This window comes from Paenibacillus sp. IHB B 3084 (genome assembly GCF_001447315.1).
Taxonomy (GTDB): Bacteria; Bacillota; Bacilli; order Paenibacillales; family Paenibacillaceae; genus Paenibacillus.
This window is the reverse complement of sequence record NZ_CP013203.1, coordinates 2,203,584-2,225,874: the sequence shown is the minus strand read 5'-3', so window position 1 is coordinate 2,225,874 and position 22,291 is coordinate 2,203,584. Positions and strand designations below refer to the sequence as shown.

Here is a 22,291-nt window from a genome sequence, read left to right as displayed (position 1 = left end):
AAAGGTTACGCCTCACTTTCCTGTTTCTTTCACTAAACGAAAACGTCCTTCGGTAGTATCTCGGCTGTTAGGTCCTGTAAAGACGGCGAATTCACCGCTGTCACTATCAAAGCTCAGGTCTGCATGATGATAGCGCAGTTGAGACTCGGTCAATGCAAATTCCACTTCCCGGCTTTCGCCCGGGGCAAGAAGAACCTTGCGGAAATCTTTCAGCTCTTTCATCGGGCGAACCGTATCTCCGCTGATATCACGGATATAGAATTGAACCGTTTCCTCGACAGGACGTGTTCCTGTGTTCGTTACCCGTACCTTCACGGTCAGTGCTTGACCGGGATTGAGGGCGTCGCTGGAAAGCTGTACGCTTTCATAGGCAACCTTCGTATAGCTCAAGCCATAGCCAAACGGGAATAAAGGTTCATTCGGTACGTCCAGGTATTGGGAGACGTAGCGTTCTTTTGTATTCGGGTCCAGCTGTGGACGTCCTGTATTAAAGTGATTGTAGTACACAGGCACCTGCCCCACCGATTGCGGGAAGGACATCGTCAGACGGCCCGTTGGTTCGGCATCGCCGTACAGCAGATCGGCAATCGCCGCGCCGCCTTCACCGCCGGGGAACCAGGCTTCCAGTACGGCGTCGGCCTCTTCAATGACACCGTGCAAATCCAGTGGACGACCGTTGAACAGCACGGCTACCATAGGCTTGTTCAGCGTCTTTAGGCGTTTTACCAGCTCCAGTTGGGCTTGTGGCAGGCGAATATCCGAGCGGCTGCCCGCTTCACCACTCATATCCGAACGCTCGCCGAGCGCCAGTACGATGACCTCTGCCTGGTTGGCAGCTTGCAGCGCTTTTGCATATTGTTCTTCGGATATTTCATCTATAGAGCATCCGGTCGCTACCGAGAGCAGCGAGGAGGATATTTTCGATTTGAATCCGTCAATGACTTGAATAGCTTCTTCTTGCGAACCGCTCCACGACCAGGAGCCAAGAATATCACCGCTCTCTGCAAAAGGCCCGATCAGCGCGATATGCTGACTGCGATTCAATGGAAGAACGGAATCGTTTTTGAGCAGTACGCATGATTTGATCGCCAATTCCTTGGCAACTGCCCGGTGAGCTTCGCAGAACACGACTTCACGTTCCCGCTCAGGGTCTGCGCCACGTAGCGGATTGTCGAACAAGCCCAGCTTTTGCTTAAGCTTCAATACGCGCATGACCGCTTCATCAACAAGCGCTTCATCTAACTGTCCGCTACGAATCAGTTCAGGCAGATGCCCGTTATAGCAGGAGGTCATCATTTCAATATCTACGCCTGCCAGCAATGCTTTATGTGCTGCCTCGCGCTCATCCTCGGCAATGCCGTGGGGAATAAGCTCCTTGATGGCGGCCCAATCCGAGATGAGCACACCGTCAAAGCCCCACTCGTCGCGAAGCAAATCGCGCATCAGGCGTTTGTTGCCCGTCGCAGCTACACCCTCTACGGTGTTGAAGGAAGTCATCACCATCTCGCAGCCTTCATCTAACGCAGCTTTGTAGGAAGGGAGATAATACTCGCGCAACTGCCATGCAGACAGATCGACGGTATTGTAATCCCGTCCGCCTTCGCCTGCGCCATATGCGGCAAAATGCTTCACGCACGCCGCCACCCGGTCCGTATCGTTCGTCAGGTCTTTGCCTTGAAAGCCGCGTACGAAAGCACGGGCAAATACACTATTGAGGTAAGGGTCTTCCCCTGTAGATTCCATTACACGGCCCCAGCGCGGGTCACGCACCAGGTCCACCATCGGGGCAAAGGTGACATGAACACCGGACACAGAAGCTTCTCTGGCAGCAATGGTAGCGCTCTCTTCTGCGAGCTGCACATTCCATGAACAGCCAATAGCCAGCGGTATGGGAAAAATCGTTTTGAAGCCGTGTACAATGTCTGCCATAATGAGAAGCGGAATGCCCAAACGGTTTTTGCCCAAATGTGCCTGCTGGACACGAATAGCTTCCTCAGCTCCTGCGATGCCTAGCACCGATCCGACGTTACGGACCGTTTCTTCTGTGATCCCTAGAGATGCCATCGGTCCGGTAATTTGGCCGTCTGTTTCGGCATCTTCAAAAAAGGCTCCCACAAGCTGGAGCAATTGATCGACTTTTTCTTCAAGTGTCATATTTTGCAGGTAGGAATTCAGTTGTTGTTCCATCATAATCCTCCGTAAGCTGCTCTGGTGGCAGCTTTCTTTTTCAGATCCATGAGATTTTGTGTTAAGACTGATTCAAAGAAGCAACGAACAGGCTAATACTTTACATAGAAGCTTAATATCCTGTTGTATTATTAATCGAAACGTTTCTATTGTTGAACTCAGTTGGATTATATACGCTTTCAAATAGAGAGTCAAATCGAAATGGAGGGTCATTTTACCGAGAAAACAACGCTATATAGATGAAATGAAAGAAAATGGGGTATAATTCTGAACAAATAAAAAATAATATCCCTATTGAATACGGTTTCAATTTGTTTTATAATGACTATCGAAACGTTTCTATTGATGAGTATGGTCCTTAGGCTTTCCACATATTTTCTATAAAAGCAGGTTTTAATTGGCTTTAAGCACTGTATGCTTTAACGTGTGTGATTGAATCCGCTATCATATTTGCATGATCGGTAAGCCGGTCATCTCGGGAGGAATTTCTATGATGAAAAGAACGTTAGGGATCATTTTGGCAAGCACCTTATTACTGGGGGGCGCGTTGGCAGGCTGTTCATCCAAGGATGAATCATCCGGTAAGGATGCGAATGGAAAAACGACGATTACACTATGGGGCATGGGGGCGGAAGGAAAGCTGCTGCCTGAGATTGCAAAGGATTTTGAAAAGGAAAATCCTGATATTCATGTAGATGTGCAGGCACTGCCTTGGGATAACGCTCACGATAAGCTACTGACAGCAGTTGCTTCCAAATCCGGTCCGGATGTGGTTCAGTTGGGTACATCATGGGTTCCGGAACTTGCGTCTGCGGGTGCATTGACGGACATCACCCCTTATATCAGCAAATATCCTGAGCTGGAATCGAAGAATTTCTTCCCGGGTGCTGTGGATACGGCAAAATTTGAGGGAAAACCTGTAGGCGTTCCCTGGTATACCGAAACGAAAATTTTATTCTACCGTTCAGATCTATTGAAGCAAGTTGGATATAATGAAGCACCTAAAACGTGGGAAGAGCTTTCTGACGCTGCTCAAAAGCTGGCAGCGCGTGGCAAAGGGAAGTATGGTATTGCCATTAATGCGAAAGAGCAGTCTCTGGGCTTTATGTTCGCTCTTCAGAACGGCTCCAAGCTGGTCGATGAGCAGGGCAATCCGCTGTTCAACCAGCCACCGTTTGTAGAAGCTGTGAAGTATTTGAACACCTTTTTCCAAAATGGCTCCAATGCCCTTGATCTTGGGATAGATTCCGTTCAAGGATTGCAAGGTGATGGTATCGTTCCTATGTTTATCAGTGGTCCTTTCATGATTAGAGAAATCAAGAGCAAAGCACCTGAGCTGGATGGAAAATGGAATGTAGCCGAGCTTCCTGGCAAAGTAAACAACCTGTCTGTTTTGGGCGGATCGAATCTTTCGATTATGCAGTTTAGCAAGCACCCAGAGGAATCGGCCAAGTTCCTGGCTTTCATGAGTAAACCGGAAACGCAACTGAAATGGATGGAGCTGTCCAGTACCCTGCCTGCCGCTACCAAGTCATGGGAAGATGCAAGACTGAAGAGTGATCCGATGCTGCAAACGATTCGTCAACAGCTCGATCATTCCGCAGCATTACCGCAACTGGCAGCATGGGAAGAGGTTTCTCAGCAATTCATCAAGAGCTTCGAACGCATTTACCGTGGTCAAGCCGACGCACAGAAGGAAATGGATGACTTTAACCAGCAAGCTGCAAGTATTATGAAAAAATAATGATCCGTATCCGTCATTGTCAAAGGGAGTGAAGGCATGAAAGGAAGCTCGCAGAAGCTTGCGCCATACTTGTTTATCGGTCCCTCCATCATTCTGCTGACGCTGTTTTCGTTGTTGCCGATTTTACTGGCACTCGTGATCAGCTTCACAGATATGGATCTGTCAGGACTAGTAAATTATGATAATATTCGCTTTTTAGGAATGGAAAATTACAAGAATGTGCTAATAGACCCTTCATTTCTAAAATCCATTGGGAATACTCTATTTTTCGTCATCATCGGGGTTCCTTTAGTGCTATTGTTTTCACTCAGCATTGCGATCCTGATCAACATGGGTAAATCACGTGCTTTCAAAGTTTTCCGCGTGGTGTTCTATCTGCCGTCCGTAACGAACGTGGTGGCGGTAGCGGTGGTCTGGAGTTATTTGTATAATCCGACCCTCGGGCTATTCAACTATGTACTGGGCATGATGAATCTGGGTCCTGTTCCATGGCTGACCGATCCTACGATGGCGAAAATTTCGCTTATTTTATTGGCTGTTTGGCGGGGAATAGGCTTAAATATGATTATTTTCATTGCTGCCATTAAAGGGATTCCGGGTTCCTACTATGAAGCGGCTCAGCTTGACGGGGCCAATACATGGCAACAAATTCGTTATATTACCCTTCCGCAGCTCCGCTACGCTATTTTCTTCGTGTCCATTACGACGATGATCGGCTGGCTGCAATTTTTCGAGGAACCGTTCGTCATGACCAAAGGGAAACCGCTTGACGGCACACTAACAGCATCTCTGTTCATTTACAATAATGGTTTCCAATTTAGTAAATTCGGTTATGCCGCGGCGGGATCATTCATTCTATTCTTTGCGATCATCGCGGTGACGCTAATTCAGTTCCGTTTGCAAAATAAAACGGAGTCCTGATAGAGAGAGGTGATGAACGTGAAAACAGCTGTTCAGCAAGCCCGCGCCAATTCGCGCAGTGGTGAAAAAACATTTCAATGGTTCGTGGCGATTCTCCTGACCGTGGGAGGTCTGTTGATGGTGCTGCCTTTTGCGTGGATGATTTTATCCTCCTTTAAGACGGAGAGCGAGGTAACCAAAATTCCTCCGACCATCTGGCCGCAGCATTTCACATTGGACAATTTTAAAATACTATTTGATAGCATGGCTTTTGGCACCTATCTGACTAATACACTGGTGATTGTATTAGCTTCATTTTTCGGATTATTCCTGAACGCCATGGCAGGCTATGGCTTTGCCAAATTTAAATTTAAAGGTAAAGGTTTTCTGTTCTATTTAGTGCTGGCCACAATGATGGTTCCGGGGCAAGTAACGATGATTCCTGTGTATTTGATTTTGAACCAGATGGGATTAACCAACACCATGATGGGGATTGTACTTCCTGGCTTGGTAGGTGCCTTCGCCATCTTCCTGTTCCGACAGTTCATGTCCGATATTCCGGAAGAACTGCTGGAGGCAACGCGGCTTGATGGTGCAGGGGAGTTTCGTACTTTCCTGCAAATCGTACTGCCTATCTCAACACCGATTTTGGCAGTACAGGCCATTTTGACCTTTATCGGCGGTTGGAACAGCTTCTTGTGGCCGCTCATTATTGCGAATGATGAGAAGCTGTATACGTTGTCCGTGGGACTGTCGTTGCTCAAAGGCCAAAATGAGAGCCAGTTCGCGCTCCAGATGGCAGGCTCAACCTTCATGGTCGTACCGATTATGATCATATTCATTGTTTTCCAGAAGTATATTATCGAGAATTATACGATTTCGGGTATTAAGTAGTAGTTGTAGCGATGGGTTATAGGCTACACATAGCAACGGCGGAGTTTCCTGGTTTAATACCGAGGAACTCCGCCGTTTTGTTGTTTTATTTTTATACTTGAATGGACTTAACTTCTTGTTCAGTTAATCCGGTAGCCTTTGCAATGGTAGCTATGTCCAGACCCATGGAAAGCATATTTTTGGCGATATTCTTTTTCTCATCTTCTTTACCTTTGGTTAAACCTTTCTCCAAACCTTTCGCCATACCGACGGATTCGGCTCTATCGAGCATGGAAGCTTCATCGTGCAGGTATTTCTGCCGAGCTTCATACAGTCGTCTTGCTTCCGAATCTTGACTCAAGAATTGCAGCGTGTCCATGGCTTTTTCCAATCCTGGTTCGTTCATTTTTAAAACCTCCCATTTGGATGGATATGCGCCTTTGAGAAACAACAGCCAGTTGACAAGCCCTTCTTCTTCGAATGATACTGTTTTGGGGCTTCACAACATAATCTTAGGGTAAAAACCAACCTGGGATGTGTATACATGAACGATAGCTCATTTTCACCCCGCCCCTTTGAAAAACCTAATTTTCTGATACTCCTTGTGGATGAGGAACGGTATCCTGCGGTTTATGAAAACCCGGAAATCAAAGAATGGAGCAGACAAAATCTGGTTACGCAAGGACTCTTGAGGCCTCACGGGCTGGAGTTTCACAGGCATTATATTGGAAGTGCTGCATGTAGCCCCGGCAGGACAACCTTGTTTACCGGCCATTACCCGTCACTCCATGGTCATTCGACTCCGATATGTTCTGGCTGGATAGAAACACAGTGCCTACGATGGGAGATTATTTTCGCGCAGCCGGATACCAAACTTATTATAAAGGAAAATGGCATATATCCGATGAGGATATTATCATCCCAGGCACGCACAAAGCCCTCCCTAGCTATCATCCTCTGACGGGTGTACCCGACAGAAAACGGGAAGACATATATGATCGAGCTGACCGCTTGGACAACTTCGGCTTTTCCGGGTGGATCGGTCCGGAGCCTCATAGGAAAAATCCGCGAAATTCCGCTTCCTCTGCCGCTTTTGGTTTAAGTGGGAGAGACGAGGTATATGCTGCGGAAACCGTTGATCTGATCGAAGCGCTTGACCGCCGGAAGGAACATGACAACCGAGCAAAGCCCTGGTTAGTCGTAGCTTCATTTGTGAATCCACATGATATTGTTTTATTTGGTGCTATTACTGCGCGGTTGCCCATGTTTCGATTTGAGGTGGAACCGATGCCAGATATCACTCCCCCTCCGACAATTAACGAATGGCTGGCTACAAAGCCGCGCTGTCAGGCAAGCTATCAAGATATTTACCCTAGAGCGCTCCAGCCCATTATGGATCAGCCCTTTTACCGCAAGCTGTACTACCAGTTGCAAAAAAATGCAGACCGTCAGATGCTGAAGGTATTTGAAGCACTGACTCGTTCTTCTTTTTACGATAATACCATTGTGATTTTTACATCTGATCATGGAGACCTGTTAGGCGCTCACGGCAATCTTCATCAAAAATCCATAACAAACATCTGTTTCCTCAATATAAAAGCGAACATACCCTGACAAACCACGTAGATCTCCTGCCTACCATGCTTGGACTAGCGAATGCTGACATCGCTGCGATCCAGAGCCGCCTGCAAAACAGCTTTAGCGAAGCCCGTCCCTTGGTCGGACGTGATCTTACCCCTGTTATTCGCGGACAGAACCACGGGGAGATAGCTGACCAGCCCGTTTATTTTATGACCGACGATGATGTGACCCGAGGACAGCGGCAGATCAATGTACAGGGAGAGGCATATCCATCGGTTATTCAGCCCAATCATGTCGAGACTGTAATTACGACCCTACAAAGAGATGGTGTGAAGGAGCTGTGGAAGTTTACCCGCTATTTTGACAGTACTTCATTCTGGAGTCAACCGGGGGTGAAGGATGTTACTATGCGATCGGTGGGTGATCATACATGCGGACAATATACTCATTGGGTAACACAGGTCAAAACACAACCGGATCGTGACGAATTTGAATTGTATAACCTAACCCACGACCCTTTGGAAACATGTAACCTTGCTCATCCCGCATTTGCAACGCAGCAGACCAGAAGCGTTCAACAACGGATGATGCATGTACTGGAGGAACAATGTAAACAAAAACGTTTATATCCCGCTCAATCAGGCATGTGGTGAAAAACAAGCGTTTTCCCCCTTCCGGGTCATCGAAAAAGGATTGGTTTCTAAAAAAAGAGGGATTCACCGTTCTATGATTAATATTTATATTAAGTATTTAATATTATTATTGGCTATAATTCTTTTTTTATGGTATAGTCGGATTGTGAACAACCACGATCTCGTAATCCTTATGTGAAGCAGACAACATTTTCGTATTCAGGGAGGATGGTTTGGATGGCAGCAGCTATAAAAGCAAAGATGATTGTAGACAAGTCTTTCCGTATTGCTGAAGTCGATAAACGCATTTATGGTTCTTTTGTAGAGCATCTGGGGCGTGCTGTATATGGCGGTATTTATGAACCTACTCATTCAACCAGTGATGAAAGCGGTTTCCGTAATGATGTAAAAGAGTTGGTAAAGCAGCTTGATGTTCCTATTATACGCTATCCGGGAGGTAACTTTGTGTCCGGTTACAATTGGGAAGACGGAGTTGGCCCTGTCGCGTCCAGACCTAGACAGCTAGAGCTGGCGTGGAGAACGGTCGAGCCGAATGAAGTGGGTACGAACGAATTTTTCAAATGGGCAAAAGATATCGGCTCAGAGGTCATGATGGCGGTTAACCTGGGTACACGCGGTATTGATGCGGCACGTAATCTGGTGGAATATTGCAACCATCCGGGCGGCTCCTACTGGAGTGATCTGCGTCGCAGTCACGGTGTTGAGCAACCGCACAAGATTAAAACCTGGTGTCTTGGCAACGAAATGGATGGCCCGTGGCAGATCGGACACAAGACAGCGGAAGAGTATGGCCGTCTCGCGGTAGAGTCCGCAAAAGCGATGAAGCTGATTGACCCAGACATTGAGCTTGTAACCTGCGGTAGTTCCAGTTCGACAATGCCGACATTCCCTGAGTGGGAAGCAACGACGCTGGATCATACCTATGAGGTAGCCGACTATATTTCTCTGCATCAATACTATGGCAACCACGACAATGATACGGCCAATTATTTGGCACGTTCCATGGATATGGATCATTTTATTCATACGGTTATTTCGACCTGTGACTATATCAAAGCAAAGAAACGCAGCAAGAAAAAAATGATGCTCAGCTTCGACGAATGGAATGTGTGGTACCACTCCAACGATGCGGACAGCAAAATTGATCCGTGGTCTGTGGCGCCGCCGCAGCTTGAGGATATTTACAACTTTGAGGATGCGCTGCTGGTGGGAAGCATGCTCATTACGTTCCTGCGTCATGCTGACCGTGTGAAAATGGCTTGCCTTGCCCAATTGGTCAACGTTATTGCGCCAATCATGACTGAAAATAACGGAAAAGCGTGGAAACAGACTATTTTCTATCCGTATCTGCATGCATCCCGTTATGGTCGCGGTGTATCGTTGATGCCGGTAGTAGACTCGGAAAAATACGATTCCAAGGATTTCACAGACATTCCTTATCTGGATAGCGCTGTGGTTTATGATGAAGAGGGAGGCGCTCTGACCGTCTTTGCAGTAAACCGCCACTTGTCCGAGTCGCTGGAGCTGACAGTGGATGTGCGTAGCTTCGAAGGCTATCGTATTGTGGAGCATACGGTGCTGGAGCATGACGATCTCAAAGCGACCAACAGCCCGGCAGGAGAAAAGGTTACGCCTCACAACGGCGGGAATGCCAAGCTCGACGATGGCATCGTAAAAGCTCATTTGGGCAAAGCCTCGTGGAACGTAATCCGTCTCGCCAAGTCTCATTAATCCTTTTTCTGCAAAAGGTACAGCCCCGGCTGTACCTGAAAAAGCCCGCATTCTCTCTTGTATGGGTATACAGGAGCAGCCATGCGGGCTTTTTGTATAAAATGAGCCATTTGTCCCTCAGCACTTATAGGGATACAAAAGCAGGCTCATTTTTAAATAAATATTATTTTAATTACTAAATTTAACTAAGCGAAGATGATGCTTATTAACTATACTCTCGTATTATATACATTTTTATGAAGTTAATTAGACCCAGTTCCGATCACCCTAGGTGAAAAAAGACCCTGATATAGCGTTGTCAACGTATTGATATCTGAAATGCAGAGTGTGCAATCCGTCTGTAATCCACGTTATAATTTACATGATGGTTTATTCAAAAGCACATGATGGTCGTAGCATTTCCAGAAAGGAATGATCTGTATGAGTCAAACGGACGAATATCGTTTTCAGGTGAATCTGGGCGGTATGATTGATATTTTGGCCAATCATTTATATAGCAGTCCACGCGTGTTTATACGTGAGGTACTGCAAAATGCAACAGACGCAATTACGGCTCGCAAGGAGCTGGGGGAGACTGCTGCTGAAGGCAAAGTAACCGTGGAGTTGTCCGGTTCCGGTGAGCAGCAGGTTTTGATGATTCAGGATAACGGCATTGGACTGACGGAAGAGGATATTCACCGCTTTCTGTCGATCATCGGCCAATCCTCCAAGAAGGGGACGGATTTGCTGGCCTCGGAGACATCATTTATCGGACGATTTGGGATCGGTTTGCTGTCTTGCTTTATGGTGAGCGATGAAATTGTGGTGCTGACCCGCTCGGTGAAGGAAGGCGTTTCCATGGAATGGAGAGGGAAGCCGGACGGAACGTATACGATCCGTCGATTGGAGACGGAACTGCCTGTAGGGACGCAAATTTATTTGCGCTGCAAGCCGGGGAGCGAGTTTTATTACGAGCCAGCGCAGGTGGAGGAGTCTCTATTTTATTATGGGGCGTTGCTGCCGTATCCGGTCATGCTGTCTGTAGACGGGGAGACCAAGCGCGTCAATCTTCCATCGACTAGCTGGATGCAGGACCCGGAACAATTGCGCAGTCGACGTGGTGAGGTGCTGGAATTGGGCTATCGCCTGATGGGTGAGCGCTTTGGCGATTTTATTCCATTGCGAACGGCATCGGGCAGAACAGGCGGAATTGCGTTCATTTTGCCGCGCAGCATTAATCTGAACAGCAAGCGGCTGCATCGGGTGTATCTGAAGCATATGCTGGTGTCCGACAAAGCGGAAAATGTATTGCCGGAGTGGGCTTTTTTCATTAAGAGTCTGATCTGGACAGATGAATTGCAGCCGACGGCATCCCGGGAATATTTTTATGAGAATGAGCAGCTTGACGGGGTTCGCTCTGAATTGGGAACCTGTATTCGGCAAGAGCTGCTACGCATGGCGGAGTATGAGCCGGACCGCTTGCAGCACTGGATTCGTTTGCATGAGCTTTCCATGAAGGCGCTCGCGGTAGAGGATGCTGAATTTCTGCGGATTATGCACCGCTGGTTTTCCTTTGAAAGCACGTTTGGGCGGCGTGAGCTGAGTGAATTGGTCCGCGAGGCGGGCGGGCGTCCGCTCCATTACACATCGACGGTTGATGAGTATCGCCAGATTACCCATGTGGCGGCGGCACAATCCATGCTGGTGATCAACGGCGGCTATATTTACGATACGGAAATTTTGGAAAAGCTGCATTGGATCGACCCTGCTCTCCAAACCGAGCGGCTTAGTCCCGAGGATGTATCCATGTCGTTTACCGGACTGACGCAGGAAGAACGTGAGCAGTATTACAGCGTGCTACGTGTGATGGATGCTGCTTTGCAACCGATGCGCTGCCGTACGGAGTTGAAGCGTTTTGAGCCTGCGAGCTTGCCTGTGCTGTATACCATTTCGCAGGATGCGCTAACCTTGCGCACGATGGAAAACACCGTCGAGGAAACAACCGCGCTTTTTTCCAATGTACTCGATAGTCTGAGAGCGGGGGTCCAGCAGAATGCGGGCTACTCGACCTTATATTTTAATCTGAACAATCCGGTGGTGGCGCGTATTTTTGAAGCTACCGATACACAGATGATTACGGCTGCAACGGAAATGATGTATGTGAACGCACTTATGATGGGCCATTATCCGATGAATCGCAATGAGTTGGGGCTGATGAATCGGAGCGTGCTGCATTTTATCAATTGGGGATTAGGGAACGGACAGAACACGTAATTGCGTAATTACAGGAGGCTAGTCGAATGGAAGATACGATATATGATTTGATGGAACAGGCGCAGGATTTGCCCGGTGGGGCGGCCAAGCTGGCGATTTTGGAGGAAGCGGCCCGCTTGGCAGATGCTTCCGGATTGAAGGAACTCGGCTACGAAGTCCGGGGAGAGATTGTGGACTGTGCTATTTTTAATGGATATCCGTTGAAGGCGCTGATCGCTTTTTCGTGGCAACTGGGTCAATTTGATCAAAACCCGGAGGAGTATGAGCCGGATGAGCTGCTGTGGAATTATAAATGGATACTCGGCAAAGTGTGCAGCTTTCCTAATATACCGAAAACTCAGGTGGAGGATCTTGTAGAGGATATGCGCAAACGTTATGCCGAATACGGGTATAATGAGCGTCCATATCATTATTACAAGTTCCGTATCGCGATGGATATGGGAAAGCTGGAGGAAGCACGTCAGCATCTCGATACCTTCCGTTCGATTGAGCGGGATAGCATGAGTGATTGTGAAGCCTGCGAGCAGAGCCAGATCGTGCGGTTTTATTATTTGGCAGGAGAGGACGAGCAGGTGCTTGCGCTGGCGAAACCGATTTTGTCAGGACGAATGACATGCGCTGAAGTCCCACATGTGACGCTCTCTCAGTTATTATTACCGCTTTATCGTCAGGGAGAAGTGGACAAGGCGAAGGAAAATCATCGTAAGGGATATCGTCTGATTCGGGATGACCGCGATTTTCTGAAAACGATAGCCGAGCATATCGAGTATTTGACGGTCGCGGACCCGGTTAAGGGTATTGAAGTGGCAGAGCGTCATTTACATATGGCGTTGGACTATGAGAGCGGGCTGGAGCAAATGTATTTCTACGCTGCAATGGTGGGTCTGCTGCAAAAGCTGGATACTTCGGGAGAAAATCGGCTGATCCGTCTGCCTGCTTCTTTGGAGTGGGGCAAAGAGGAGCGTACGTTAACAGAAATCATTGGGTATTTCAGACCACTGGCAGAGTCGGCGGCGGATGCGTTTGATCGACGGAACGGGAATACATTTTATACCGACTGGATCGGGAAGATTGTTCAAACGGCGTAGAAGAAGACGCACCAGTAACGAACATTTTATACAGCCCAAACAATGAGGCGGTATAATGTTCCTGTGAAATGACAGGAGGGGTTATGTAGTGACTGTAACCGAGAAAGTGATTAATTTTGCACATCGCGGTGCTTCGGGTGTATGCCCTGAAAATACGATGGCGGCGTTCCGCCACGCTTTGGAGCTGGGGGCAACCGGCATAGAGACGGATGTGCAGCGTACCCGGGATGGGCATTTGGTGCTCATTCACGATGAATCACTGGAACGCACGACAGGTTCCCCGCTGGATGTACGCGATATTACACTGAAAGAACTGAATGAGTTAGATGCAGGCGGCTGGTTTGATGAGAAATTCCGGGGTGAGCGTGTGCCGCTGCTGGATGAGCTGCTGGAACTGGCACAGTCTTCGGATGCAATCATTAATCTGGAATTAAAAAATAGCATTTACCTCTATCCCGGTATGGAAGAAGAGGTAATCGCCGCTGTACGGCGTTTCAGATTAGAACAGCGGGTGATTATCTCCAGCTTCAATCATGAATCACTGGCGCTCTGTGCGCAGTTGGCCCCTGAGATCAGGACGGGAGCGCTGTATATCGAGATTATGGTTCGCCCGGCGGAGTATGCAAGTCGATTCGGGGTCACAGCCCTGCATGCTTACAAGCATTCCGTCACACCGGAGGGAGTATCTGAGGCACTGGCTGCAGGTGTAGTCTATCACCCGTGGACAGTGAATGAGCCGGAAGAAATGAAGCGGCTGCTGGAGGCGGGGGTGAGCGGTATTATCACCGACTACCCTGATCGCTTGGCATCTCTATTGGCTGTCCGCTCTTCCTAAGCCGAAGCCGAAGATACCACGGAACTGCGACTAAGATACGCAGGGACGTGAGTGTGGCTATTTTTTGAAGCCAAAAGACTCTCCTGTACGCACTCTTTTTTACGAGGCGAAGGAGAGTCTTTTTTGGGCTTGAGCTGAAGAATATATCATCACGATAATCTTGTTTCCTTTCTATTTGACGCCAAGCCGCATACGATAGCTGAACAGGATATCCAATGTTCTGTCCTGAAAATGACCTTCTACGAGCTTCACAAAGCGGGCCAAATCTTCATCAAGCGCTCGATTGCCGAGTTTGAATAGCGTTTGTATACCGCCTTGACTAAGAACAAGCCCTATATAACGAGCTGCGTCACACTGCTCATGGTTATGGAAGACAATCTCCCGAGTATATCGGAATTGTCCGCTGCGCTGTAGATTAGGCAAATGCTGTTCCTTGCTCCATTTATGGGCTTGCTGCTCTACAGGTGCTTCCCGATTCAGAATCTCATCTGCTTCGGCGATCAGCTGTACATAAGCTTGGTCTATCTCCCATTGCAGCACCGGAGGCCAATCGCAGTCAAAGGCAGCGAATACCCCGCCTTGAGCCAAGACTCTGCCCGCTTCCCTGAGCGTGCTGTCGGGGTCCATCCAGTGAAAGGATTGAGAGCAGGTGATGACGTCTACAGTTCCATCCTCAAAGGGCAGGTTGTTGGAGAACCCGCTTTTGAAGGAGATGGTGTCTGCCGTTGTTGCTCCTGCTGTCTCCAGCTTGCGCTGCGCCTTTCCTCTCATGTCCGGGTTGGGTTCGATGCCGACAATTTGCCGGGCCGCGTCTTTCCAAATGAAAGTCGAAAGCCCTGTTCCACAGCCAATATCGGCCACAAGCTCCACTTTTCGTTCCAGATAGCGGGTAATGATCTCGACAACGAGCGACGGTGCTTCTGGCCGGTGTTGGTCGTAGTCATCGGCAAAGCCGTTGAAACGGTCTACATTACTTTGCAAATTCCCCTCAGGTATCATATGGACTTCTTCCTCCCTGATTTCGGCGGACAGCCGAGCATATTCCATGGTACTGTACTTTTACATTGTACAGGTTTATGTGTTTATCCATCTACTCTTGTGGTTCCACAACATGGACCAGATATCAGAATATGCACAGGAAGAGGGGATAGGTGCAATCCTGTGTGCCTATTTTATCGTGAAGCCAGTGCCCACTCGCGCATCATGGAATCAAGTATTGGACGAAGATCCTCGCGCTGCATACCCATGTGGAGTACGGCTTCCAGGTATCCTGCTTTATCACCGATATCATAACGTGTGCCTTCCAGTTCTAGTGCCAGAAGTTGGTTCTGCAATGCTACCTGATGAAGGGCGTCAGTCAGTTGATATTCGCCGCCCGCACCCGTGGACAGGTTCTCCAATATCGAGAAAATGGACGGCTCCAATACATACCGCCCAATGACTGCCTGCCGTGAAGGGGCCTCCGCAGGGGATGGTTTTTCAACAAGTCCGCCGACTTCATGAATAAGACCGTTCTGATGGATGGAGTCAATAATGCCGTATTTACTTACATCCTGTTCTTCCACTGTGCGTACGCCGACCACTTGCTTGCCAGTCGCTTCGTAGACATCCATCATTTGGCGAATCGCCGGAGTGGAGGAATTCATAATATCATCGCCCAGCAACACAGCGAATGGCTCATCCCCAATAAACTGACGGGCACAACGTACCGCATGTCCCAAACCGAGGGGTTCTTTTTGGCGGATATAGTGAATGACCGCTTTGCCCCCGATGCTTTGAACCTCGCGCAGAAGATCATACTTGCCTTTGCTCTCCAGCACTTGTTCCAATTCCACGGACTTGTCGAAATGATCCTCGATGGCTTTTTTATTACGTCCAGTCACGATAATGATGCTTTCAATCCCGGATTTGATGGCTTCTTCGACAATATATTGAATAGCTGGCTTGTCGACAATCGGAAGCATCTCTTTAGGTAAAGCTTTAGTAGCAGGTAAAAAACGAGTTCCTAATCCGGCGGCTGGGATAACGGCTTTTGTAATTTTTCTCATGGAGATTCACTTTCCTTTCGAGATGGGGAACCGAATACCCAGTATCGGCTCCCGATATAGTTGATAATCATTCCGGCTGCGGTGGCGATCAGCTTGCATACGGCAAGCGGCAGCTCGGTTCCACTGTGAAGCCTTTGTAATAATAAGGAAGTCAGTCCCAGTACGATCAGGTTGATAACGATAAATTTAGGCAATTGACGTTTATGAGTGTCGTGTGCTAGTTGTTTGTTGAATGTCCATTTGCTGTTCAAAATGTAACTGTTGGCTGTGCCGCAGCTATATGAAATGATCTGCGACAGCACAACCGGAACTCCGGCCCAAGCCAGCAGCATGAAAATGAAATAATCTACGCCCGTATTCACCAGTCCTACCATGCCAAAACGGATCATAGGGAGTATCTGGGCCATGCGGCTTTTCATGGGTTATGCTCCGTGACCGGATTTAGGTCCGGTATATACCGCGCTGTTGCCGCGTACGGTGCGGCTGGCGGATATCAGGCTGTCACGGGAACCTTGCATGTACAGGGATTCGCGTTGTTCAGGGGCCTTCATGGCATGTGTTGGGCCATTTTCGTATTGTCCACCCAGATGTTCACGGACAATGTAGAGCGGACGGGCTTTGGTTTCGTCATAAATCCGTCCGATATATTCACCGATAATACCGAGAATGATCAGGATCACTCCGTCAAAGATCAGGCTGATGCTAATCATGGAAGACCAGCCCTTCATGACATAGGAATCGGTGAAAAAGTTGAGAAACAATACGTACATCAGATACAGGAAGCCGGACATGGATAGAAGTGCGCCGATATAACCTGCCAGCTTGAGCGGTTTAATGGAAAAGGATGTGATTCCGTCCAGACTGAGCTTGATCATGCGTTTCAGCGGATACTTGGTTTCGCCTGCGAGCCGCTCATCGCGCTCATATTCAACAGCCGTCTGCTTGAAGCCGATCCAGCTAACGAGTCCACGGACAAACCGATTATTTTCCGGCAGCCGTTTCAATTCGTCTATTACCTTGCGGTCCATCAGGCGGAAATCGCCGGTGTCTACCGGGATATTAATATCCGTTGATGCTTTCAGTACACGGTAGAAGAGGCTGGCAGACCACTTTTTGAAGCGAGTTTCGCCATTGCGTTTCAACCGCTTGGCGTAGACTACCTCATAGCCTTCCTTCCACTTGTTGGCCATCTCTACGATCAGCTCCGGCGGGTCCTGGAGGTCGGCGTCAATAACGACGACCGCCTCTCCCACCGCATAATCCATCCCGGCGGTAATCGCTAGCTGATGACCGAAATTACGGGAGAAATCAATCAATACAATGGTATCGTCTCTGAGACTGAATTCCTTGATCAACTGGACGCTGCGGTCCGAACTGCCGTCATTTACGAATATCAGCTCGTAGGGCTCGCCCATCGAGCCCATGACTTGTTTTAGCCGCCGATAGGTTTCGGTAATGACGGCTTCCTCGTTGTACATCGGAATAACTATGGAATAACGGATTTGTTCACTCATTGGTAGTTCCTCCTCATTTATATTGTGATTTCGTATAATGTACCGCTTCCGCCACGTTCATCTCCGCCAGGTCCACCTTGACCATCCTGAGCGTTCAAGTTGCTGTTCGTGGTGTCGCTTCCGCTGTTGGATGCTTCAGCATTGGTACTGGTTTCGCCAGTTGTTGTTTTCCATTCATCTGTAGGAATCACTTTGCCGTGTTCCTTGATCCATGCTGTGACTTCGGAGTTACCGCTGTCCGGTCCACCGCCGCCTCCACCAGAGATCATGAAGTATTTCACTTGACCGCTTTCTACCAGTGCCTTGATCTTATCGACGGTATACACCGGATCGGAGGATACAAAGCCGTTCATAATAATCACTTTTTGTCCAGCTTCAATCATGTAAGGAGCGGCTGTTGAATAATTGCTTGCTGCGAAAAGGTAGGTTTCACCTGTGTTATGCTTTTGCAAATAGCTCAGCGTTTTGCTGTCCAAGCTTTGACTACCGTTTGGTCCACCCATTCCTCTGGAGCGGGTAGAAGATCTCTGTTCTCTGTCTGTGCTTGTTCCTGTGCTTGAAGTAATACCATCAGAGCTGGATTGCTCTGCATTATTGGTTTGGTTATTCGTTTGAGTTCCTTCAGCTTTTTGCCCATTTGCTTGCCCATTTGCACCCTGGCCTCGGTTGCCAAAATTACCTCCCGGCATTCCGCCACCGCCTCCACCGCCGCCAAATTGTGTCGGTCCGGCTTGTGGAATCATGCTGTTCCCCCCGTAGGTAATTGGCGTCAACGCCCAGTACACAGGGCCGATGAACATTGCGAGTACACTTGCAATGATGGCATATCTCGTGAACTTCTCGGATTTCAATCGTGCTACTACCAGTAGCACCGTGCCGATGATACCGAGGATCAATACGGCGATGGACCAGCCACTGCCAATGGTGTCGTTGTAATTTTGCAGGACGAACCAGCTAAATACCGAGGTTGCCAGTACCGCTGCGGGTAACAGCCAGGAGAGCCAGCCGGAACGCTCACGATATTGCTCCCATAATTCCACGAATCCGGCTCCAAAGAGCGCTGCAATTGGTGGTGCGAGCATAATCAGGTAATAATGATGGAAGAAACCGGCTACGCTGAAAAATGCAGCTACGGGAATCAGCCAGGCCAGCCAGAAGATGACCTCTTTGTGTTTTTGCGTGATATTACGGCGTCGAATGCTTGCAAGCAGACCAATTGAAGCAATCAATGCGAATGGGAGCAGCCAGCTGGCCTGACCTGACAGGGCAGATTGGAACAACCGTAAAGGTCCCTTTTCACCAGTGCCGAACATGCCACCACCGGAATTTCCACCCGGTCCACCCTGACCACCGCCAGGACCGCCTTGACCGTTACCGCCAAATCCGCCCGTCGGCATTTGGCCACCAGCGCCGTTGCCGTCTGATGATGTGCCGTCGGTACTGGAAGCGCCTGTTGTAGTGCTATCCGTTGATGTAGTTGCTTGAGCTTGATCCGAATTGGTATTGCTGCTGGTTGAAGCATTTTGTCTCCACTCCGAGCGTTGACCACCACCAGCGCCGCCGCCTGTTCCTCGGTCTCCCGTCAGACGGGAGAGGCCGTTATAGCCAAAGGCCAAATTCAGCACGGAGTTCGTACCACTGCTTCCCATATAAGGGCGTTGGTCTGCCGGAGTGGAGTCCACCACGACTGCCCAGGAGAGCGACACAGCCATGAGCACGGCTGCCGATGCTGCCAGTGTTATCGCTTTTCGCTTCCAGTTAAACTTGGAGCCCAGCAGGTAGAAGAGTCCCAAAGCGGGAACAACCATATAGGCTTGAAGCATTTTTTCGTTAAAGGCGATACCTACGACTGTAAAAGCCCAGAGGATCGGCCCCCATTTGTGGTTTCTAATCCCTCTGAACAGCAACCATGTTGCGAGCAGCAGCGTGAAAACCAGCATCGCGTCGATGTTGTTCGTGCGGCTGACGGCTACTGCTACCGGTGTGATTGCCATTGCGAAGGCAGCCAATCGAGCGGCCATCGTACTGAAGCTCGGCTTGACGAGCAGGTAAATGAGCAATACCGATCCGACTTGCGCCAGTACTTGCGGCAGGATAACGCTCCAGCCGTGAAGTCCGAAAATGTAGGCGCTGACCGTTTGAATCCAGAACACTACAGGCGGTTTGTCCACCGTTACCGATCCGGCCGAATCGAGTGATGCGAAGAAGAAGTTGTGAAAACTTTGTAGCATGCTCGCTACGGCCGTCGTGTAATAGGTGTTAACATATTTGTCTTGCCAGATGTTGTATCCGTTCAAAATCGCGGATATCAGCATGATGATGATGAGGGGGACGTCCGCCCTGCTCTTAAACCATTTCTTAATCATGTACATTCCACTCCCTGTGAAAATTCTTTGTATTTATTCCGTTTGTTCCAGCCGCTATCTTCAGGACTGCGGAATGATCAGCCACTTCCGATCTTGGGCCCGGTGAACTACCGGCTTGCTATTATCATGCCTGACGTAGCTGAAATGGTTATGAGCGCTCCCTGAATGTTAGCTGAAAGCTGGATAGGGATGCTTTTTTTACGTAAAAATTCAGTTATATTAGATACAGGTGAAAATGAATCGTTCTTTTATTAAGAAAAAAAGTGGTTTCATGAAAGGGAAGATAACCGATGAATCCGATACACGGGGTTAAAATTATGCTAGCGGACGATGAGCCACACATTTTGCAATTTTTGGAGCTTGGGCTGATTAATGAAGGGTATGAGGTTAAAACAGCTGAAAACGGCAGTGATGCACTGGATTTAGCAAAAGAGTTTCGCCCGCATGTTGCGGTGCTGGATGTTATGATGCCTGAAATGAACGGCTTTGAGGTATGCCAAAGTCTCAAGGAGACGGAGGATAACATTGCAGTCATTATGCTGACAGCCAAGGATGATGTGGATGATCGGGTAAAAGGATTAAAACTGGGCGCGGACGATTATGTCGTGAAGCCCTTTAGTTTTAATGAACTGCTGGCCCGGATTGAAGCACGTCTGCGTAATCAGTTTCCCGATCTGCTTGGAGAAGTGGTTCACGGGCCCTTTCAGGTGGATGATCGCCGCAAGGAAATTCGCTACCAAAATCAGGTGCTGGAACTGTCGCCTACCGAATATGAACTATTGAAATTTCTGGTATTGAATAACGGGATTGTCCTTAGTAAAAGTCGCATCCTGGATCGGGTATGGGGGTACGATTTTGGGGGCGAGGATAATATTGTCGAGGTGTATATCCGCTCCTTGCGTGAAAGGCTCAAAGATAAGGAGCATCGGGTCATTCGTACGCTGCGTGGTGTCGGGTACCGGGTGGATTTGCTATGAAGGCGAGGGGGAAAAGCCGGAGAAGAACTGCGCTCCGTTCTCTCCGGTCCCAGCTTTTAGCCAGAACGTTACTCATTTTGGCTCTGCTGCTCGTATTGATCGGCTTTCTGCAATATTTCCTTATGAAAGATTTTCTGTACCGCAGTCGGGCGGATGCGATGGGAACGCAATTAGGTTCAATTCCTGCCGATTTATTGATTAAGAATTCGCAAGAGAAGAGCGGAGGCTCCACTCCCCAAGAAGGAACCAATCGGAGGGATGATCGACCGGGGCCGTTTCTATTTTGGCCGGATATGTCGCTCGCTTCCATAGGTAAAGACGGAACCTTCTTGAGCTTGTCCAGCGAAAATGGACTTACGCCACCGCGTCTCACCACTCAGCAGTATAATTCGATGCAGCAGAACAGGCGCATGCGTCATGACTATCAATTGCTCACGGATGCACAAGGGAACGAGCAACTGGTCGTATTCCGTCCGCTCGGTCCACCTGACCGTTCGTCAGGTTTACTTCAAATGGGCGTATCCACAACTTCCATGCAGGAGCAACTGATTAACCAGCTACGTACCTTCATTTTGTTATCTCTGATTGCGCTCGCAATTGGTCTGGCGCTCATGCTTCCTGTGCTGCGGCGAACGTTGGTGCCCCTTTCGAGGATGGTCGAGGCGGTCAAACGCATTGATGCGGGCAATCTGGCCGAGCGCTTTGACGCAGAGCAGGGGCAGTATGAGGTGGACCGCTTGGCGGTATCCTTTAATGGGATGCTGGAACGGCTGGAGCATTCATTTGCTGCCGAGCGCGAGTTACAGATGCAGATGAGACGGTTTATTGCGGATGCTTCCCATGAATTGCGCACCCCGCTCACTTCGATTCACGGGTTCTTGGAGGTGCTGCTTCGTGGAGCCGCATCTAATCCAAAGCAGCTTCAATCTGCACTGGAGAGTATGTATGGAGAATCCAAACGGATGAACAAGCTTGTCTCCGATTTACTGTTGCTGGCTAAGCTGGACCGGACGCCGCAGCTGAAGCTGGAAGATATGTCGCTGGATGCGTTGCTGCTGGAAATGAAGCCGCAGCTTCTGATGTTGGCGGGTAAACGAAGAGTGATTTTTGATATGACGGCGGGTGTGCGAGTGCTGGCGGAAGGGGATAAAATCAAGCAGGTCATGCTCAATCTGTTTCATAATGCTGTTCAGCATACGGATATGGAAAGAGGGGTGGTCCATGTAAACTTGTCTGCCGGGAAAAAGCTGGCGGATATTCAGATTCGTGATAACGGGCCAGGTATGAGCAAAGAGCAGTTGGAGCGGATTTTTGAACGCTTTTACCGTGGAGATGAGTCACGTACACGCAGCTCGGGCGGAGCCGGTCTCGGTCTGGCGATTACACAGTCCATTGTGGAAGCACACGGCGGAAAAATCACCGCTGCAAGTACGCAGGGAGAAGGTAGTGTATTCAAGGTTACGCTGCCGTTAGCGGGGGCCGTATAACATTGTAAATTATGGTATAACATAAAAACAGCCCCCCGAACGGCAACGTTATTT

General features: G+C 48.9%; 15 protein-coding genes and 2 pseudogenes. 10 read left to right on the top strand and 7 right to left on the bottom strand.

The features are described from left to right. Positions 1-12: 12 nt before the first annotated feature. Positions 13-2,187, bottom strand: coding sequence for a glycoside hydrolase family 3 N-terminal domain-containing protein (locus tag ASL14_RS10465; RefSeq protein WP_134914509.1), 2,175 nt, complete (start codon positions 2,185-2,187; stop codon positions 13-15). A 490-nt stretch (positions 2,188-2,677) separates the two neighbouring features. Here ASL14_RS10465 and ASL14_RS10460 point away from each other — a divergent pair, with 490 nt between their 5' ends. Genes ASL14_RS10460 through ASL14_RS10450 form a run of 3 tightly spaced genes read left to right on the top strand, consistent with a single transcriptional unit; the run spans position 2,678 to position 5,725 of the window. Further along, positions 2,678-3,931, top strand: a complete 1,254-nt coding sequence (locus tag ASL14_RS10460) for an extracellular solute-binding protein (RefSeq protein WP_134911528.1) — start codon at positions 2,678-2,680, stop codon at positions 3,929-3,931. A 36-nt stretch (positions 3,932-3,967) separates the two neighbouring features. Beyond that, positions 3,968-4,852, top strand: a complete 885-nt coding sequence (locus ASL14_RS10455) for a carbohydrate ABC transporter permease (RefSeq protein WP_134911527.1) — start codon at positions 3,968-3,970, stop codon at positions 4,850-4,852. Positions 4,853-4,870: 18 nt separating this feature from the next. After that, entirely contained in the window at positions 4,871-5,725 is an 855-nt protein-coding gene (locus ASL14_RS10450; protein ID WP_134911526.1) for a carbohydrate ABC transporter permease, read from the top strand. Positions 5,726-5,816: 91 nt separating this feature from the next. Here ASL14_RS10450 and ASL14_RS10445 read toward each other — a convergent pair. Further along, positions 5,817-6,179 (bottom strand): annotated as a pseudogene (locus ASL14_RS10445) (Rpn family recombination-promoting nuclease/putative transposase); the annotation flags it as partial. A gap of 69 nt (positions 6,180-6,248) precedes the next feature. Between ASL14_RS10445 and ASL14_RS10440 the strand changes: the two are divergent. The 5 genes and pseudogenes from ASL14_RS10440 (at position 6,249) to ASL14_RS10420 (ending at position 13,845) form a co-directional block, all read left to right on the top strand. Further along, positions 6,249-7,938, top strand: a pseudogene (locus tag ASL14_RS10440) (sulfatase-like hydrolase/transferase). A gap of 216 nt (positions 7,939-8,154) precedes the next feature. Beyond that, on the top strand, positions 8,155-9,669 hold the full coding sequence (gene arfA / locus ASL14_RS10435) for an arabinosylfuranosidase ArfA (protein ID WP_134911524.1): 1,515 nt from the start codon (positions 8,155-8,157) through the stop codon (positions 9,667-9,669). Between the two features lie 420 nt (positions 9,670-10,089). Beyond that, positions 10,090-11,922 carry an HSP90 family protein gene (locus ASL14_RS10430; protein WP_134911523.1) on the top strand — a complete coding sequence of 611 codons (1,833 nt, stop codon included), beginning with the start codon at positions 10,090-10,092 and terminating at the stop codon, positions 11,920-11,922. 26 nt (positions 11,923-11,948) lie between these two features. Continuing rightward, complete coding sequence (locus ASL14_RS10425) at positions 11,949-13,010, top strand: hypothetical protein (RefSeq protein WP_134911522.1); 1,062 nt, start codon at positions 11,949-11,951, stop codon at positions 13,008-13,010. 88 nt (positions 13,011-13,098) lie between these two features. Then, the gene (locus ASL14_RS10420; protein ID WP_134911521.1) at positions 13,099-13,845 is read left to right on the top strand and encodes a glycerophosphodiester phosphodiesterase; all 747 of its coding nucleotides are present in this window, start codon (positions 13,099-13,101) and stop codon (positions 13,843-13,845) included. 171 nt (positions 13,846-14,016) lie between these two features. Here ASL14_RS10420 and ASL14_RS10415 read toward each other — a convergent pair whose 3' ends face one another. The 5 genes from ASL14_RS10415 to ASL14_RS10395 all read right to left on the bottom strand — a co-directional run bounded on the left by ASL14_RS10415 (position 14,017) and on the right by ASL14_RS10395 (position 19,773). Next, a complete protein-coding gene (locus ASL14_RS10415; RefSeq protein ID WP_134914508.1) occupies positions 14,017-14,844 on the bottom strand; it encodes a class I SAM-dependent methyltransferase in 828 nt (275 codons plus the stop codon). Between the two features lie 173 nt (positions 14,845-15,017). Continuing rightward, positions 15,018-15,893 carry a UTP--glucose-1-phosphate uridylyltransferase GalU gene (galU, locus tag ASL14_RS10410; RefSeq protein ID WP_134911520.1) on the bottom strand — a complete coding sequence of 292 codons (876 nt, stop codon included), beginning with the start codon at positions 15,891-15,893 and terminating at the stop codon, positions 15,018-15,020. Next, positions 15,890-16,312 carry a GtrA family protein gene (locus tag ASL14_RS10405; protein WP_134911519.1) on the bottom strand — a complete coding sequence of 141 codons (423 nt, stop codon included), beginning with the start codon at positions 16,310-16,312 and terminating at the stop codon, positions 15,890-15,892. The genes galU and ASL14_RS10405 overlap by 4 nt, the downstream gene beginning before the upstream one ends. 3 nt (positions 16,313-16,315) lie before the next feature. After that, positions 16,316-17,407 carry a glycosyltransferase family 2 protein gene (locus tag ASL14_RS10400; RefSeq protein WP_134911518.1) on the bottom strand — a complete coding sequence of 364 codons (1,092 nt, stop codon included), beginning with the start codon at positions 17,405-17,407 and terminating at the stop codon, positions 16,316-16,318. Between the two features lie 17 nt (positions 17,408-17,424). Then, positions 17,425-19,773, bottom strand: a complete 2,349-nt coding sequence (locus ASL14_RS10395; RefSeq protein WP_134911517.1) for a glycosyltransferase family 39 protein — start codon at positions 19,771-19,773, stop codon at positions 17,425-17,427. Positions 19,774-20,063: 290 nt separating this feature from the next. Here ASL14_RS10395 and ASL14_RS10390 point away from each other — a divergent pair, with 290 nt between their 5' ends. Together ASL14_RS10390 and ASL14_RS10385 are read left to right on the top strand one after the other, a co-directional pair. After that, complete coding sequence (locus tag ASL14_RS10390; RefSeq protein ID WP_134911516.1) at positions 20,064-20,750, top strand: response regulator transcription factor; 687 nt, start codon at positions 20,064-20,066, stop codon at positions 20,748-20,750. Further along, positions 20,747-22,237, top strand: coding sequence for a sensor histidine kinase (locus ASL14_RS10385; protein WP_134911515.1), 1,491 nt, complete (start codon positions 20,747-20,749; stop codon positions 22,235-22,237). The genes ASL14_RS10390 and ASL14_RS10385 overlap by 4 nt, the downstream gene beginning before the upstream one ends. Positions 22,238-22,291: the final 54 nt, after the last annotated feature.

What these genes read in the sequence shown, in the direction of transcription:
- ASL14_RS10465 (WP_134914509.1), bottom strand. Translation starts at nt 2,187, where the DNA reads ATGGAACAACAACTGAATTCCTACCTGCAAAATATGACACTTGAAGAA.
- ASL14_RS10415 (WP_134914508.1), bottom strand. Translation starts at nt 14,844, where the DNA reads ATGATACCTGAGGGGAATTTGCAAAGTAATGTAGACCGTTTCAACGGC.
- ASL14_RS10425 (WP_134911522.1), top strand. Translation starts at nt 11,949, where the DNA reads ATGGAAGATACGATATATGATTTGATGGAACAGGCGCAGGATTTGCCC.
- ASL14_RS10400 (WP_134911518.1), bottom strand. Translation starts at nt 17,407, where the DNA reads ATGAGTGAACAAATCCGTTATTCCATAGTTATTCCGATGTACAACGAG.
- ASL14_RS10405 (WP_134911519.1), bottom strand. Translation starts at nt 16,312, where the DNA reads ATGAAAAGCCGCATGGCCCAGATACTCCCTATGATCCGTTTTGGCATG.
- ASL14_RS10460 (WP_134911528.1), top strand. Translation starts at nt 2,678, where the DNA reads ATGATGAAAAGAACGTTAGGGATCATTTTGGCAAGCACCTTATTACTG.
- ASL14_RS10455 (WP_134911527.1), top strand. Translation starts at nt 3,968, where the DNA reads ATGAAAGGAAGCTCGCAGAAGCTTGCGCCATACTTGTTTATCGGTCCC.
- ASL14_RS10385 (WP_134911515.1), top strand. Translation starts at nt 20,747, where the DNA reads ATGAAGGCGAGGGGGAAAAGCCGGAGAAGAACTGCGCTCCGTTCTCTC.
- ASL14_RS10390 (WP_134911516.1), top strand. Translation starts at nt 20,064, where the DNA reads ATGAATCCGATACACGGGGTTAAAATTATGCTAGCGGACGATGAGCCA.
- galU (WP_134911520.1), bottom strand. Translation starts at nt 15,893, where the DNA reads ATGAGAAAAATTACAAAAGCCGTTATCCCAGCCGCCGGATTAGGAACT.
- ASL14_RS10430 (WP_134911523.1), top strand. Translation starts at nt 10,090, where the DNA reads ATGAGTCAAACGGACGAATATCGTTTTCAGGTGAATCTGGGCGGTATG.
- arfA (WP_134911524.1), top strand. Translation starts at nt 8,155, where the DNA reads ATGGCAGCAGCTATAAAAGCAAAGATGATTGTAGACAAGTCTTTCCGT.
- ASL14_RS10395 (WP_134911517.1), bottom strand. Translation starts at nt 19,773, where the DNA reads ATGATTAAGAAATGGTTTAAGAGCAGGGCGGACGTCCCCCTCATCATC.